14 protein-coding genes are annotated in these 16042 nt (G+C 39.2%); 2 read left to right on the top strand and 12 right to left on the bottom strand.

Features of this window, described 5'->3' with window-relative positions; genetic code table 11:
• Nucleotides 1-2: 2 nt before the first annotated feature.
• From ACWATA_RS01780 to gpr, 10 genes are all read right to left on the bottom strand, one after another.
• Nucleotides 3-755: a 16S rRNA (uracil(1498)-N(3))-methyltransferase gene (locus tag ACWATA_RS01780; RefSeq protein ID WP_033579675.1), complete on the bottom strand. Its 753-nt coding sequence runs from the start codon at nucleotides 753-755 to the stop codon at nucleotides 3-5.
• 19 nt (nucleotides 756-774) lie between these two features.
• A complete protein-coding gene (gene prmA / locus ACWATA_RS01775; RefSeq protein ID WP_165635204.1) occupies nucleotides 775-1716 on the bottom strand; it encodes a 50S ribosomal protein L11 methyltransferase in 942 nt (313 codons plus the stop codon).
• Nucleotides 1717-1833: 117 nt separating this feature from the next.
• Entirely contained in the window at nucleotides 1834-2964 is a 1131-nt protein-coding gene (gene dnaJ, locus ACWATA_RS01770; protein WP_013059241.1) for a molecular chaperone DnaJ, read from the bottom strand.
• Between the two features lie 235 nt (nucleotides 2965-3199).
• Nucleotides 3200-5017 carry a molecular chaperone DnaK gene (dnaK, locus tag ACWATA_RS01765; protein WP_014458181.1) on the bottom strand — a complete coding sequence of 606 codons (1818 nt, stop codon included), beginning with the start codon at nucleotides 5015-5017 and terminating at the stop codon, nucleotides 3200-3202.
• A 30-nt stretch (nucleotides 5018-5047) separates the two neighbouring features.
• Complete coding sequence (gene grpE, locus ACWATA_RS01760; protein WP_289578453.1) at nucleotides 5048-5608, bottom strand: nucleotide exchange factor GrpE; 561 nt, start codon at nucleotides 5606-5608, stop codon at nucleotides 5048-5050.
• A 105-nt stretch (nucleotides 5609-5713) separates the two neighbouring features.
• The gene (hrcA, locus tag ACWATA_RS01755; protein WP_013059244.1) at nucleotides 5714-6742 is read right to left on the bottom strand and encodes a heat-inducible transcriptional repressor HrcA; all 1029 of its coding nucleotides are present in this window, start codon (nucleotides 6740-6742) and stop codon (nucleotides 5714-5716) included.
• A gap of 91 nt (nucleotides 6743-6833) precedes the next feature.
• Nucleotides 6834-7973 carry a radical SAM family heme chaperone HemW gene (gene hemW / locus ACWATA_RS01750; RefSeq protein WP_047749825.1) on the bottom strand — a complete coding sequence of 380 codons (1140 nt, stop codon included), beginning with the start codon at nucleotides 7971-7973 and terminating at the stop codon, nucleotides 6834-6836.
• Between the two features lie 175 nt (nucleotides 7974-8148).
• Nucleotides 8149-9972, bottom strand: a complete 1824-nt coding sequence (gene lepA, locus ACWATA_RS01745; RefSeq protein WP_013059246.1) for a translation elongation factor 4 — start codon at nucleotides 9970-9972, stop codon at nucleotides 8149-8151.
• Between the two features lie 128 nt (nucleotides 9973-10100).
• Nucleotides 10101-10436 (bottom strand): YqxA family protein, encoded by a 336-nt coding sequence (locus tag ACWATA_RS01740; RefSeq protein WP_028411657.1) that lies wholly within the window; start codon nucleotides 10434-10436, stop codon nucleotides 10101-10103.
• A gap of 84 nt (nucleotides 10437-10520) precedes the next feature.
• Nucleotides 10521-11633 carry a GPR endopeptidase gene (gene gpr / locus ACWATA_RS01735; RefSeq protein WP_028411658.1) on the bottom strand — a complete coding sequence of 371 codons (1113 nt, stop codon included), beginning with the start codon at nucleotides 11631-11633 and terminating at the stop codon, nucleotides 10521-10523.
• A 256-nt stretch (nucleotides 11634-11889) separates the two neighbouring features.
• Here gpr and rpsT point away from each other — a divergent pair, with 256 nt between their 5' ends.
• On the top strand, nucleotides 11890-12156 hold the full coding sequence (rpsT, locus tag ACWATA_RS01730) for a 30S ribosomal protein S20 (protein ID WP_013085065.1): 267 nt from the start codon (nucleotides 11890-11892) through the stop codon (nucleotides 12154-12156).
• 34 nt (nucleotides 12157-12190) lie between these two features.
• Here rpsT and holA read toward each other — a convergent pair whose 3' ends face one another.
• A complete protein-coding gene (gene holA / locus ACWATA_RS01725; RefSeq protein WP_473049556.1) occupies nucleotides 12191-13207 on the bottom strand; it encodes a DNA polymerase III subunit delta in 1017 nt (338 codons plus the stop codon).
• 327 nt (nucleotides 13208-13534) lie between these two features.
• Here holA and ACWATA_RS01720 point away from each other — a divergent pair, with 327 nt between their 5' ends.
• On the top strand, nucleotides 13535-13669 hold the full coding sequence (locus tag ACWATA_RS01720) for a YqzM family protein (RefSeq protein WP_013059251.1): 135 nt from the start codon (nucleotides 13535-13537) through the stop codon (nucleotides 13667-13669).
• 57 nt (nucleotides 13670-13726) lie between these two features.
• Here ACWATA_RS01720 and ACWATA_RS01715 read toward each other — a convergent pair whose 3' ends face one another.
• On the bottom strand, nucleotides 13727-16018 hold the full coding sequence (locus ACWATA_RS01715) for a DNA internalization-related competence protein ComEC/Rec2 (RefSeq protein ID WP_473049555.1): 2292 nt from the start codon (nucleotides 16016-16018) through the stop codon (nucleotides 13727-13729).
• Between the last annotated feature and the right edge of the window lie 24 nt (nucleotides 16019-16042).

The following is a 16042-nucleotide window of genomic DNA, read 5'->3' as shown; positions in this document are numbered from 1 at the left end:
CGTCACCTCATTAACTCAGTTTGATAAGATATAGCAGACAGCGCATATAATGGAGCTGTTTCTGCTCGTAAAATCCGCGGACCAAATCCGCTTATTGTAAATTCATTTTCTTCTAATACTTCTACTTCCTGCTCGGTCAAACCACCCTCGGGGCCTACAACCACAAGCACGGAATTGCCGGGTTTTAAAGCTGAAAGAACAGCATGCAGATGAGATGTTTCTCCTTGCTTTGCTCTTTCTTCATAGGCTACAACTTTATGAGTATAGTCACCGCTAATTTCTACTAGTTTCTTAAAAGAAATTGGGGCTTCTACTGCTGGTACAATCGTACGATGAGATTGTTCTGCAGCCTCTTTAGCAATCTTGTTCCAGCGATCTACTTTTTTTTGACTCTTTTTATCATCCCATTTAACAACTGAACGAGCCGCAATAAAAGGGATAAACCTATACGCTCCAAGTTCTGTCCCTTTTTGGATAATAAGCTCGAGCTTATCCCCTTTAGGCAGACCGTTCACAATTGTAACATGGACTGGAAGCTCTTTTTCTTCGCTTATCCATTCTATAATAGATGCTTTCACTTCGTTAGCGGAAATATTTTCAATTTCACACAAAGCAGCTTGCCCCTGTTCATTACAGGCAATAAACTGTGATCCTTCATTCATTCTCATGACGCGTGAGATATGATGGGCATCATCTTGTATCACTGTGACACTTTGCTCTTGAAATTGATCATTTGGCAGAAAATAACGTTGCATCTTGACACCTTCTCACTTGTTAAGCTTGTTTTTGCGCAATAATTGCTACCCAGTCTTCCATAAGCGTTACTTCTTGAATAGCAAAGCCCGCTTCCGTTAACGCTTTTTTGACATCTTCTTTTTTCGCACTAATAATACCTGATGTAATGAACATGCCTCCTGGCTTTAATACCTTTGCAGCATCGTCTACAAAACGAACGATTACCTCAGCTAGAATATTCGCCACAACAATGTCAACCGGCCCTTCTATGCCTTGCAATAAGTTGTTTTGACCTACTGTTACGATATTTCCAACTTGATTCAGTTCAATATTTTCGCGGGCAGAACGTACGGCTACTTCATCAAGATCTAGAGCTTGTACATTACTTGCTCCTAACAGGGCTGCGCCAATACTTAGCACTCCTGAGCCTGTACCCACGTCAATAACGGTATCTCCTGCTTTCACTGTTCTTTCCAATGCTTGAAGAGACATAACCGTCGTTGGATGCGTACCTGTACCAAAAGCCATTCCGGGATCAAGCTCGATAATCAATTCATCTGTGCTTACTTTTTCATAGTTTTCCCAAGTTGGTACAATCGTAAAACGCTCTGAAATTTTCACAGGGTGGTAATATTTTTTCCAAGCAGTGGCCCACTCTTCCTCGTTCACTTCACTGATCGTAACTTTGTTAGCTCCTAAATCAAAGTCGTAAACAAGCAGTCCATTAATTTCTTTTTTGATACCATCCACAGTTTCTGCTAAAAAGCTGTTAACTGGAAGGTATGCTTTAATCACTACACCTTCCTCTGGGTAGTCTTCTACGTTTAAATCATAGATTTCACCAAAAGTTGTATCTCTGTCCTTCACTAAATCAGCAGGATCTTCAATGACTACCCCGCTAGCTCCTGATTCATGTAAAATATGAGAGATGGGTTCAATTGCTTCTTGCGCTGTATGAATACAAATTTCAGACCATTTCATTGCTACCAACTTCATCCTTTCTGCCTTCAGTAATATAGGATTTTAAATATGAACATGACAGATGACAGGTTGGCAAAGTACCTTTACCAACCTGTCTCTGTTTATTATGAAAGACAATTATTCTCCTTTAATTGCTCGTTTTACTTTTGCAAAAAAGGAATCATGCTGCTCATCAACGGCTTCTTGACCGCTCAGTTCAGCGAACTCACGCAATAATTGTTTTTGTTTTTCTGATATTTTTGTTGGCGTTACAACGCGAACGTGAATATGCTGATCTCCTTGGCCATACCCTCGTACGTTTGCCACACCTTTTCCTTTTAAACGGAATTTCGTCCCCGTTTGTGTACCAGCAGGAATCTTCAGCTTCACCTTGCCGTGTAGAGTTGGTACTTCTACTTCATCACCTAGTGCTGCCTGAGCAAACGTTAAAGGCATTTCGCAGTAGATATCGTCTCCATCACGTTCAAAGAATTCATGAGTGCGCACGTGGAACACTACGTATAAATCTCCCGGAGGACCACCATTTACCCCTGGTTCTCCTTGAGCACTAACGCGCAGCTGTTGACCATCATCTACACCAGCTGGAATTTTAACATTAATTTTACGTCGTTTTGTTACTTTACCGTCACCGTGGCACGTTGCACATTTGTCTTTAATGATTTTTCCCGTACCATTACAATGATGACACGCACGTCGATTTACCACGCGACCAAACGGCGTGTTTTGTTCAACGTTTAACTGACCTGAACCATTACAGTGCGAACATGTATCAACTTTTGTTCCAGGTTTTGCACCTGAACCGTGACATGTTTCACACGTTTCTTCACGTGGAATTTCAATTGTTGTTTCTTTTCCGAAAACAGCTTCTTCAAAAGAAAGTGTCATCGTGTATTGTAAATCGGCACCTTGTCTCGGAGCATTAGGGTCACGTCTGCGACCACCACCACCAAAGATCGAGCTGAAAATATCTTCAAAGCCGAAGCCGCCAAAGTCTGAGCCGCCTCCACCAAAGCCGCCAAAGCCTTGATTTGGATCAGTATGACCAAATTGATCGTATTGTGCTTTTTTTTGGTCATCACTCAATACTTCATATGCTTCTTTTACTTCTTTAAATTTGTCAGCAGCATCTTCCGCTTTATTAATATCTGGATGATATTGTTTAGAAAGCTTGCGGTATGCTTTTTTTATTTCATCTTTTGTAGCGCTCTTACTGATACCGAGTACTTCATAGTAATCTCGCTTACTCATCAATACTCACTCCCGAATCGTTTCACATAAACGTAATTGTATCATTATTAATAATTCCATAGCAACATAAAAGTTACTTTCTATTGCTCACGTGCACGCAGAGAGCCAAGAGAAAAACTTCCCCTTTCGCTTTTCCACGTTAAAAAAGTCAAAGCCAAGAAATAAGCTTGACTTTGACTTTTTAAAAAGATGTGAATCGCACCATGGCGTCATTCACGTTAGTCGTCAAGATGCATTATTTTTTGTCGTCGTTTACTTCTTCAAACTCTGCATCTACAACATCATCATTTTGAGCGCCTTGTTCACCTGCTTGCTGAGCTTGTTGAGCTTGCTCATACAATTTTACAGTTAACGCTTGAACGATTTCTTGAAGTTCATCTTTTTTCGCTTTGATTTCTTCAAGGTCATTCTTTTCAATCGCAGCTTTTAAAGCATCTTTTGCTTCGTTAGCTTTTGTTACTTCAGCTTCTTCTACTTTTCCTTCAAGATCTTTTAATGTTTTTTCAGTTGTAAACACTAGTTGATCTGCTTCGTTGCGTAGTTCCACTTCTTCTTTACGTTGCTTATCAGCATCTGCGTTTTCTTCCGCCTCTTTTACCATGCGTTCGATTTCGTCATCTGATAAGCCAGTTGAAGATTTAATTGTAATCGCCTGCTCTTTGTTTGTACCTAAATCTTTTGCACGAACGTTTACGATACCGTTCTTATCAATATCGAATGATACTTCGATTTGAGGTACTCCGCGTGGTGCAGGAGGAATGTCTGTTAATTGGAAACGTCCTAGCGTTTTATTGTCTGCAGACATTGGACGCTCACCTTGAAGAACGTGAATATCTACAGCCGTTTGGCTATCTGCAGCCGTTGAGAATACTTGTGATTTACTTGTTGGAATTGTCGTATTACGCTCAATTAGCTTTGTAAATACGCCACCCATTGTTTCGATACCTAGTGATAAAGGCGTTACGTCTAGTAATACAACGTCTTTTACATCACCAGTTAATACGCCACCTTGAATTGCTGCACCAAGTGCAACTACTTCATCAGGGTTTACACCTTTATGAGGATCTTGACCAGTTTCTTTTTTGATTGCATCTTGTACCGCTGGGATACGAGTTGAACCACCAACTAAGATTACTTTATCAAGTTCGCTTGCAGAAAGACCTGCATCTTTTAAAGCTTGACGCACAGGGGCCATTGTACGTTCAACAAGACCTGCTGATAACTCGTCAAATTTAGCACGTGATAAAGATACTTCTAAGTGAAGAGGACCAGCTTCTCCAGCAGTGATAAATGGTAAAGAAATTTGTGTAGATGTTACGCCTGATAAATCTTTTTTCGCTTTTTCAGCCGCATCTTTTAAACGTTGAAGCGCCATTTTATCTTTGCTTAAATCAACGCCGTTTTCTTTTTTGAATTCAGCTACTAAATAGTCGATGATTACTTGGTCAAAGTCGTCACCACCAAGGCGATTGTCACCTGCAGTTGCGCGAACTTCAAACACGCCGTCGCCAAGTTCTAGAATAGATACGTCAAACGTACCGCCACCAAGGTCATAAACTAAAACTGTTTGATCTTCATCTGTTTTTTCTAATCCGTATGCAAGCGCTGCTGCAGTAGGCTCGTTAATAATACGCTCTACTTCTAAACCAGCAATTTTACCAGCATCTTTTGTCGCTTGACGCTCAGCATCATTAAAGTAAGCAGGAACTGTGATAACAGCTTTTGTTACAGGCTCACCTAAATACTCTTCAGCATAACCTTTTAAATGTTGAAGAATGATAGCTGACATTTCTTGAGGCGTGTATTGCTTGCCTTCAGCTTCCACCTTATGGTCTGTACCCATATGACGTTTAACTGAAATAATTGTGTTAGGGTTTGTAATAGCTTGACGTTTCGCTACTTCCCCAACTTGACGCTCACCGTTTTTGAATGCCACAACTGATGGCGTTGTACGGTTTCCTTCTGGGTTTGGAATTACTTTTGGTTCGCCGCCTTCTAATACAGCGACACAAGAGTTAGTTGTACCTAAATCGATACCAATGATCTTACTCATTGACAATGACCTCCTTCATAATATGTAGTGTTATTGATTCACTTTAACCATCGCAGGGCGGATGATTTTATCTTTTAATTTGTAACCTTTTTGAAGCTCTTCTACTACCGTGTTCGGTTCGCATTCATCGTCTTCTACTTGCATCACTGCTTGATGCTCGTATGGATCAAATGTTTTCCCAACTGACTCAATTGCTTCAACACCTTCTTTTTGAAGTGCCTCTACCAATTGACGGTATACCATTTCTACACCTTGTAGCACAGATTTAGTTTGTTCGTCCGCTGTGTTAACTTGTAATGCACGTTCAAAGTTATCAAGTGCTGGTAAAATATCCGCAACCAATGATTGAGCACGGTATTTTTGAGCAGCTTCTGCATCGAGACGTGAACGACGACGGAAATTATCGAAATCAGCTTGTAGACGTAAGTAGCGATTCTCTTCTTCTTCAAGCTGTTGCTTTAATTGATCATTTTCTTGTTGAAGAGGGTTTACTTCCTCAGACGCTTCAGCTTCAGTTGCTTCAGCAGCTTCTGTTTGAACTTCTTCAACCACTTCTTCGTTTTGTTCTTCTACTTGCTTTTCGTTTGACAATTCATTCACCTCCCTTAAATGTTTACACACATTTTCACATTTTAAACAACGATTTTTATTTTATCACAGGGAAAGGATGGAAGTAATATATTCCACCCGATTCCTTTATTCTTTATACAAGTTTGTTAACACTTGAGACATATCTGATGATAGCAGTGTAAGCAAACTAATCACACGCGCATATTCCATGCGGGTCGGTCCCAGTATAGCAATTGTGCCGAGCTGTTCGTGACCAAAAGAATAACTAGCTGTAATTAAGCTGCAGCCTACCATTTCATTCAACTTATTTTCATGACCAATTTTCACGTGTATGCCAGCCTCATTTGGGCTTAGCAGCTTATAAAACTGCTGTTCATGTTCAATAATGTTGAACAGCCCGCGAATTTTATTAAGATCATGAAATTCCGGCTGAGCAAACATATTCGTTTTGCCGCCAACTACTAATTTACCATTCATGTTGAGCTTTAATGCATCATTGAGTATATCCATCGTCTGCTCATACCCTTGAATGTGGCTTTTTAAGAGCGTCGCTACTTCTTTGTACATTTTATCATGTAAATCAGTAATGCGAACGCCGATGAGCTTTTCGTTCAAAATGTTAACCATCTTTTCAATATCGGAAGGTTGAATACTGCTTGGTAACGTAATCGTCCGACTTTCAACGTGTCCTGTATCAGTCACAATAATGGCAACAGCTGACTGAGCCGTTAAAGGTAAAATCTGCAGCTGTTTTAACTTATGGCTGACCGCTTTTGGCCCTAGCACAATGGACGTTAAACTCGTTAAATCAGATAAAATTTGCGCTGATTTTTGAACGAGCTGCTCCAGTTCTACAATGCGCTCAGCAAATACCGAACGTACTGTAGAAACATCGCTTGCTTTCAAGTGCTGCGGGGACACTAGGTGATCAACATAATAACGATAGCCTTTCTCAGACGGAACGCGCCCTGAAGAAGTATGAGTTTTTTCAATAAATCCAAGTTCTTCTAGGTCTGACATCTCATTACGAATCGTAGCCGAACTAAAATTAAACTCTTCTTTCTTAGATAATGTTCGAGAGCCTACCGGCTGCGCAGATCGAATGAAATCATCAATAATGACTTGTAAAATTAATAACTGTCGATCAGTAAGCACGCTTCATCACCTCTGTTAGCACTCTAAAACTCTGAGTGCTAAATCTAATAATAAATTACCAAATCACTATAGCGATGTCAACGATTTGGTATTAGATTATCCCAATAAAGGCTTGAAAAACTTCATTCCCCAAAAATCGACCATTGTGTGTTAAAAAGACGGAGCTATTGTCTTCACCCAAAAGTCCTTTCTCTTTGTATTCTTGAATAGGTTCTCCAAATACATCTTTTAATTCTCGATTGAATTTTTGCTTAAACTCCTCTTTTGAGACTCCTTTCGTTTTACGAAGGCCCAAAAACATTTCTTCTTCCATTTTTTCAGCCTCGGTCACGCTCACTTCATTAAGATATGCATTTCCTTTTTGCTCGACTGAATCAATGTACTTTTTTAATGGTCCAATATTTGCTCGTCTTATTCCGTCAATATAGCTATGTGCGCCTGCACCAATTCCGTAATAATCGTCGTTGTTCCAATATGTTAGATTATGAATACTCTCGTAGCCTGACTTTGCGAAATTACTGATTTCATATTGATGAAAACCTTGTTTGTCCATTTCTTTCATAAGCAGCTCATACATAGCTGCTTCTTCTTCTTGAGCAGGCAGCGGCAGCTTCCCTTTATTCATTAAATTATAAAATACCGTTTTAGGTTCAATAATTAACGAATAGGCAGACATATGCTCTACCTCTAATGAAAAAGCGGTTTGAAGCGTAGAAGAAAAATCAGCTACCGTTTGTTCCGGCAAGCTATAAATTAAGTCTAAGCTTATATTCGACATTCCAATCTTTCTCGCTTGCTCAATACAATCAAATACCTGCCTATTTGAATGCACACGTCCAATTTTCTCCAATAACCTTTCATTAAACGTTTGTACACCAATACTTAAACGATTCACGCCATAGTCATGGAGAAGCTGAAGCTTTTCTTTTGTCAATTCATTCGGATTCGCTTCAAATGTAAACTCACCTTTCTCATCATAAGGAAGATACATACGAATGGATTCTAAAAAATACTCCAGCTGCTGTTCATCTAAGGCTGTGGGCGTTCCACCCCCAACGAATATCGTGTTCAAATTGGTCGTTGGATAACGTTCGACTGTTTGTTTCATTTCTTCTCGCATGCTTTCCAAATACGGCATAACGGGCTGATTTTTGAAAAACACTTTATTAAAGTCACAATAGTGACAAATATGATGACAAAACGGGATATGCAGATATGCTGCCTTCACCATGGACTTTCACCTCAATCACATTTATAAATGATAAAAATACCGCAGAGTCTCTCTGCGGTATTTTTATCTATGTTCGTTCACACTTATTTACAGCGCTCAAAACTCTTTACTATCGTATCAGATTCGCTTCATTTTCAAAACTAATTTGACATGTTAAATAATAGAATTTCAGCTATTAATCTTCGTCCATGCGAAGCACAGCCATGAATGCTTCCTGCGGTACTTCAACAGAACCGACCTGCTTCATACGTTTTTTACCTTCTTTTTGTTTTTCAAGAAGTTTACGTTTACGAGAGATATCTCCTCCGTAACATTTTGCTAAAACGTTTTTGCGAATGGCTTTAATTGTTGAACGCGCCACAATTTTTTGACCGATTGCCGCTTGAATCGGCACTTCGAACTGTTGACGTGGAATAAGCTCTTTAAGCTTTTCTACAATGACTTTACCACGATCATAAGCTGAATCTCTGTGAACGATAAAGGACAGCGCATCGACCGTTTCACCGTTTAAGAGAATATCCATCTTCACAAGCTTCGAAGGCTGATATCCGATAAGCTCGTAGTCAAACGACGCGTAGCCTTTTGTATTTGATTTTAGTTGATCAAAGAAATCATATACAATTTCAGCCAGCGGAATTTCGTATACAATACTCACGCGATTAGCATCCAAGTACTGCATATCAATAAAGTTGCCTCGCTTCTTCTGACAAAGCTCCATCACAGCACCAACATAATCGTTTGGTACCATCATTGTGGCCTTCACATACGGTTCTTCCACGCGTTCAATCTTTTGTGGATCCGGCATATTAGAAGGGTTATCTACAGACAGATGAGTCTCGTCTGTTAAATATACGTCATAAATAACGCTTGGAGCTGTTGTAATTAAATCAATTTTAAATTCACGCTCAATACGCTCTTGGATAATCTCCATGTGAAGCAGTCCTAAGAATCCACATCGGAAACCAAACCCTAAGGCCTGAGACGTCTCTGGCTCAAACTGAAGTGCGGAGTCATTTAGCTCTAACTTTTCTAGTGCTTCACGAAGATCGTTATACTTCGCTGTATCAATCGGATACAGTCCGCAGTATACCATTGGATTCAGACGACGATAGCCAGGAAGAGGTTCACTTGCTCCGTTTTTGGCAAGAGTAATCGTGTCCCCTACTCGCGTATCTCCAACATTTTTAATAGCTGCTGTTAAAAACCCTACGTCGCCAACAGAAAGTTCATCTTTAGCAACGGCTTTTGGCGTTAACACACCTAGCTCCGTTACCTCAAACTCTTTTCCTGTTGCCATCATTTTAATTTTGTCGCCTACTTTTACTCGTCCCTGTACGATACGAATAGATGCAACTACACCTCGGTATGCATCATAAAATGAATCAAAGATTAGCGCTTGAAGCGGTGCATCTGGATCCCCTTCAGGAGCAGGAACTTTTTCAACAATTTGTTCTAAAATTTCTTCGATTCCAATTCCTGCTTTAGCTGAAGCTAATACAGCTTCCGACGCATCTAATCCAATTACGTCTTCAACCTCTTGGCGCACTCGCTCTGGCTCTGCGCTCGGCAGGTCAATCTTATTAATGACAGGTAAAATTTCAAGGTTGTTATCAAGCGCTAAATATACGTTTGCTAGTGTTTGAGCTTCAATACCTTGAGCTGCATCTACTACTAGAATAGCACCTTCACACGCGGCTAAACTTCGCGACACTTCATATGTAAAATCGACGTGTCCCGGTGTGTCAATTAGATGAAAAGTATACTCTTCTCCATCTTTTGCTTTGTATTGAAGCTGCACAGCATTTAATTTAATGGTAATTCCACGTTCACGTTCTAAATCCATCGAATCTAAAAGCTGAGCTTTCATTTCTCGCTGTGTTAACGCATTTGTTTTTTCTAAAATACGGTCTGCTAATGTTGACTTACCGTGGTCTATATGAGCAATAATCGAAAAGTTTCTGATTTTCGATTGTCGTTTCAATCTTGCTTCTCTATCCATATTTTTTTCACTCCTACTGAAAATCGCCAAAATACACTAAACTAAATTATAACAACACATTCGTCAACATTCAATAAGCATTCCATTGGGGATTTTTCCATACAAAAAAGCAGAAAGAGATTCTGCTTTTAATTAAGAAGATGATGGATAGCCTTAAAAGCTTTTCCTATTGTACTTTTCACGCCTTCCGCTAGACTTTGACCTAGCGAGGAGAAAAAGTTAAAAGCTTTTCGTTTTTCTAAAAGCTGCTGTTTTTCATCAATGTTCACAACTTTTTTTGAACCTAAAACAGCAGCTTCCACCTGACCATCTGACGTTTTAGACACATTAATAACATGTTCAATCGAAGGATCATTATATCCCTTCATTTTAATCAGCCCTTGCTGAGCCGTCTGCATTCCTAAAAATACGACGAACAGTAAAAAAATAGTTAGCACTACTGATTTTAAAGTAAATTTAATCATATTATTAGGCCCCTTACTTCTTTATCTTCTGTAGTACTAACCATTATGACTATATTCTGAAGAACTCATTCATCTAAAAGCGTATTAATGAGTATATGCCCCAAAGTTCTCTTGGTCCACTTCATGATGCAAAGCAGCGTTAAGTCCTCCTGCAACTACATTAGCCATATCTTCAATAAACATATCCACTTCTTTTGGTGTAACCATCAAATTATGACCTAAAGGTGCAAGCACTTCATGAATAAGACGTCTTTTTTCTTCATCGGGAAGAGTGCCAATCATACCGAGGTACGTTTGACGCTGCTCTTCATTGGGTAAATCATCCTCCGTGAGCTTCTTTTTTTCTCCAAACGTCATACCGGACGGAAGCAGCGACTTAGACGGCTTTCCCTGCTCTTTCATTTCTCGGCCGAAATGTTTTAAGATAAAGTCAATTGTATCGCTTGTAATGGACACAGCATCCACCACCGTTGGAATACCTATTGCAATAACTGGGATGCCAAGTGTTTCATAACTGATTTCTTTGCGCTTGTTTCCAACCCCAGACCCAGGATGAATACCTGAATCTGAAATTTGAATGGTAGCATTTACCCGTTCAATCGAACGAGCGGCCAGCGCATCGATTGCAATAATAAAATCCGGATTCACTTTCTTTACAACGCCAAAGATAATATCACTTGTCTCAATACCCGTCATTCCCATTACTCCCGGAACAATGGCGCTAACGGGTCTAAAGCCATCTTGCACGCTTTCAGGCTGTAACTCAAACAAATGTCTTGTAATCAACAAATTATCTACTGCCTTTGGTCCAAGCGCATCTGGTGTCACACTTAAGTTTCCAAGACCCACTACAAGACAGCTAGCATCATCTGGAATGTTGAGGCTTTTAATAAAAAAATTCAGCTCTTTAGCAAATACTTCTTCCATAGCCTCTTGCTTTTCAGTATCCTGCTCGCGAATGCCTACCGATTCAAGGGTTACATATCGGCCTTTTTTCTTACCGATTGCTTCTGCGCCCTCTTCCGTAATTTCTACCATTGAAATTTTGACACCTTGTTCTTCTTTTTCTTTTACAATTACGCCGTTGATTTCTGACTGGTTATTCGGTTTAGGCTGATTTTCTAACGCTATGTCTTTTGCTTCGACAGCTAGATCCGTGCGCACGCTATATTGACTTAAATCAAGTTCTTTTTCCATTTCTTAACCTCCTAGACAATCTTTGTTGAAATTATTGTCACCGAGGACTGGCAGATTCATGCATTTAAGAAACGAAAAGTAGAAGGAAGGGCGCAATATCAGCTACAAGCTTTTAAAGAGAGGTCTGTCATATAAAATTCCTTGTCAAGGCTATTGCATTCTGTCCTTGTGTTTGATAAAATATCTTTTGTTCTTATTGTGAAGAATGTCGAGTTCTATATAATCTCGATTGTTATCATTTCGGGAGGTGAAACGGATGCCAAACATTAAATCAGCTATCAAACGTGTAAAAACTACTGAAGCTCGCCGTGCTCATAACATTCAAGCTAAATCAGCTATGCGTACTGCAATCAAAAACTTTGAAGCTTTAGTTGAAAACAACGATGTAGATAACGCAAAAGCAGCATTTGCTGTTGCTTCTAAAAAATTAGACAAAGCCGCACAATCTGGTCTTATCCACAAAAATGCTGCAGCTCGTCAAAAATCTCGCTTAGCAGTAAAACTTAACGGTTTATCTGCATAATTGAGACAAAAACGATCCCATTAGGATCGTTTTTTTATTGCGCTCTTTTTAATAAAAACAGCTGTAAAATAAGCGCTTTATCCATTTTTCCCGTCTTCATTTCATAATCTGCCTCTGCTAAATCCTTTAAAATTCCTTTAAGCTGCTGTTCCTCAAAACTTCTGCTCTGCTGCAAAGCGATTTTCACACGAAACGGATGAACCTTAATCGTTTGAGCAATTTGCTGCTGACCGTACCCTTGACTAGACAGCTGCTTCGTATGATAAATTAAACGAAACTGCGTCGCTAACAAAGATAAAATTTTAATAGGCTCTTCGTTGTTACGCAGCAAATCCTGATACATATTTAAAGCGATAGAAACCTTTCGCTGAATAACAGCATCAATAAGCGTAAATACGTTTTGTTCAAGCGTTTTTGCCACAAGCTTAAGCACCACTTCTTTTGTAATGACTCCTCCTTGTCCAACGTATAACACCATTTTTTCAATTTCATTTGTCACGAGCGTTACATTAAGCCCCACAAGCTGAATAAGCAGCGTTTCAGCATCTTCATCCATATTCACTCCATCTTTTGAAAGCAAATTATGAATCCACTGCTTCATTTCTTTTTCACCAAATTCGTTCGCTTCGATGTAAGCTGCTTGTTTTTTTAATAATTTTGTTATTTTTTTTCTTTCATCCAGCTTTTCATAAGGGGCTAGAAGAATTAACGTTGAAAAAGACGTGGGCTGTTCGACATATTGCTGAAGTTTTGCCAGATCATGCTCAACTTTATCTTTTGATTTTTCAGCCGTTAAAAATGCTGCATTTTTCGCAACCACTACACGCTTGTCTCCTAAAAAAGGAAGCGTTTCAGCATCTTCTAGAACTTGATCAATCGATGTCTCTTCTAAATCGTATAGGGACAAGTTAAATTCTTTATCTTCTTCATTCAACGTATAGTCGACGATTTTATCTCTAATCTTTTTACTCATAAATGCATTAACCCCGTGTATTAAATAAACGGGGGCGATATTATTTTTGGTAATACTTTTTAAGCTATCAACTGCCAACGTATATACGCTCCTCTTTTTTTATTCATCTATATTGATTATGTATAGTTACTGATAAACAAAATACAATTTCTATCGTAAAGGTGTTATGAGTTTTTGGCAACAATACAAAAGGAATTGTCTTAAAACGACAATTCCTCAGTTTATGATAAACATCAACAATATAAGCCCTAGGTTACTTATTTGTTAATGATTAAACCCTTATCTCTATTTTCTCCTCATGCTCATAAAGTATAGTTGTTAACTGTTGTCAGTTTGTGAAAACGCTCTTAAATTGTCTAGATTTTTAAAAAAAGTTAGATTATACTGTAAACAGGAGGGGTGTTAATGAACCAATTTGAAGAAAGTGTCCAAAGTAAACGCAACGACGCTGTCGATTCTGCCGTAGGATTTGGTGTTTCATTTGGCTTTTTCACTGCCTTATTTGTTATTGCAACTGTGATTCACTACTTGGGTTCGTAAAATTGCTTCAAGGCTGCTTCTTAGCAGTCTTTTTCAGTTCGTTTTTCTTACTATAGACTATGGAAGTTGCTGCGAAAACGTTCCTGACTTTTTTGTAAATTCATACATTACCCCACCATCTTCATCCGTTCGGTAAATATACACCCCGTAGCTTTTCAGAAGCTCTAATATTTCTTGATGAGGATGACCATAACGATTTTTTTGCCCCGCTGAAACAAGCGCTACTTTAGGGTTTAAATGTTGAACAAACTCTTCTGAAGTTGAGGTTTTACTGCCATGATGACCCACTTTTAATACATCTGCTTTAAGGTTGGGAAAGTCTTTCAATATTCTTTGTTCTCCTTCCTTTTCTAAATCTCCGGTGAATAGCCATCTTAAATTTCCTAACTTAGCGTCTATTACAATTGAGCCGTTGTTGCTCGTTTCTTCGAAACCTATGGGAGAAATAACCTGAAATAAGACACCTCCTTCTTGCCAGCTATCTCCTTGTTGAACAATTTGAACAGGCACGCTTTGTTTTTGAGCAGCGATCACCAAGCCAGTCTCTACGTCATTTAATTCGGCTTTTTTCCCAAGCACCAGCTCTCCGACAGCCACTTGTGAAAATAAATGCTGTGCCGCCCCTGCGTGATCATAATCGCCGTGTGTAATAATCATTTTATCTACCTTTGTCATTCCTTTTGAATGCAAAAAGGGAACAAGTACGTCTTCTCCCACGTCAAAAGAAGAACGGCGTTTTTGCCATGGTTCTTTTGGAAATGAAACGGTTCCTCCGGTATCGATCATATACACGCCTTTTCGATAAGGAAGCTCAATGATAAAGCAGTCTCCTTGTCCTACATCGACCATTGTGACCGTTCCTTTTGGATTCAAATAAGGATACATACATTGTGCGGCTAACAATGCCGCGAGAAGAAACATATAGCGAACGAAAAATTTCCCTTCTTCGACCGCCACAAATAAAGCATAAATGCATAGGTACATGCCCAAAAACAGCAAAATATGGGGTTTTCCCGTTACGAAATCAGCGGGAATCCACTCAAAAAAATCAAGCAATTTTTCACAAGCAAGTAAAAGAACATGAAGAATTTGCTCCAGCAATTCACTCACTCCCGGCAAGATGATACGAACAAAAAGAATGAGCAAACAAAGAGGTAATACAACAAGAGAAAACAACGGTACAAAAACCATATTTAATGGCAAACTGAGGAGAGATACTCCATAAAAATAGTACAACAATAAAGGAAGTGAACTGACTTGTGCAATCGCTGAAACAGCCATGAGCTGGCTGAAAGAAGAATGAAAACGAGGTAAAATTGTCTGACTCGATAAAATCAAGGCAAAACTAACGGCAAAAGAAAGCTGAAATCCTACATCAAATAAATAGTACGGTTTGAAAAGCAGCATGCTCATAAAAGCAAGGCTGATGCTATCAACCAAAAGAATTTTTCTTTGTATTTTTATCGATATAAGCATCAGCATACTCATAAAAACAGCTCGGACAACTGAAGCGCTGCCACCGGCCAAAACCATGTATACAGGAAGAAGCAAAAGTAAAAGCATAATGGCTCGCTCGCGCGTTATTCCAATCCGAATAAGCAAATAAAAACACATCGCTGTCAGCAGTCCAACATGAAGACCTGATATGGCAAGCAAGTGTATTAAACCAAATTGCTGATAGCGCTTGATACTCTCTTCTTCGATCCCAGTACGCTCGCCGTAAATTAGTGCCTGCATAAATCCAGCGCCTGGATCCGACATGTTTTGTTGAATATAATTAATTCCTTTTTGACGAATAAAGGTAAGGTACGTAAGTGGAGTTAAGGTGGGGAGCTGGCATTTTGCCAAATCAAGTCTCTTGACGTTAAGCTGCCAATGAATAGACTGATGGTATAAATATTGCTGATAATCAAATGCATGAAGGTTGCGAGCAGCTGAAGGAGAAGTTAATTGCCCTGCTAGTTGACAAACTTGATGAATCGTTAGCTTTTCGAGCTGCTGTTTCTCTTCCAGCGTTTTTAGTTTATAAAAAGCCATGACTTCTTCATTTTGAACCGTAAACTTAAAAGTAAGCTTGTCGCCGTCACTATGCGGAACAGATGAAATTTCGCCTATAAAAGTAGAAGATTCAGCTAAAAGAACCGTTTTGTTATGGTTATTTGCCTCAGCTAATAGGTAGACGCACAAAACGCTCAACAGTGCAGAAGCAATAACCACTTTCCTCGGACATTGTAGCCATTGAAAAATGAAAAGCACGATTAGCAAAAACAGGCTTACAGCGGAATGATTATCATATACATATAAGGCTAGCATCATGCTAAAAGCACAGTAAATATAATATCCTTTCACTTTTAGCTCCTTTCTTCCTTAAAA

The organism is Priestia sp. USM5, assembly GCF_058323215.1.
Note: the sequence above shows the minus strand (reverse complement) of the source record. Positions and strands in the feature narration are given on the sequence as shown.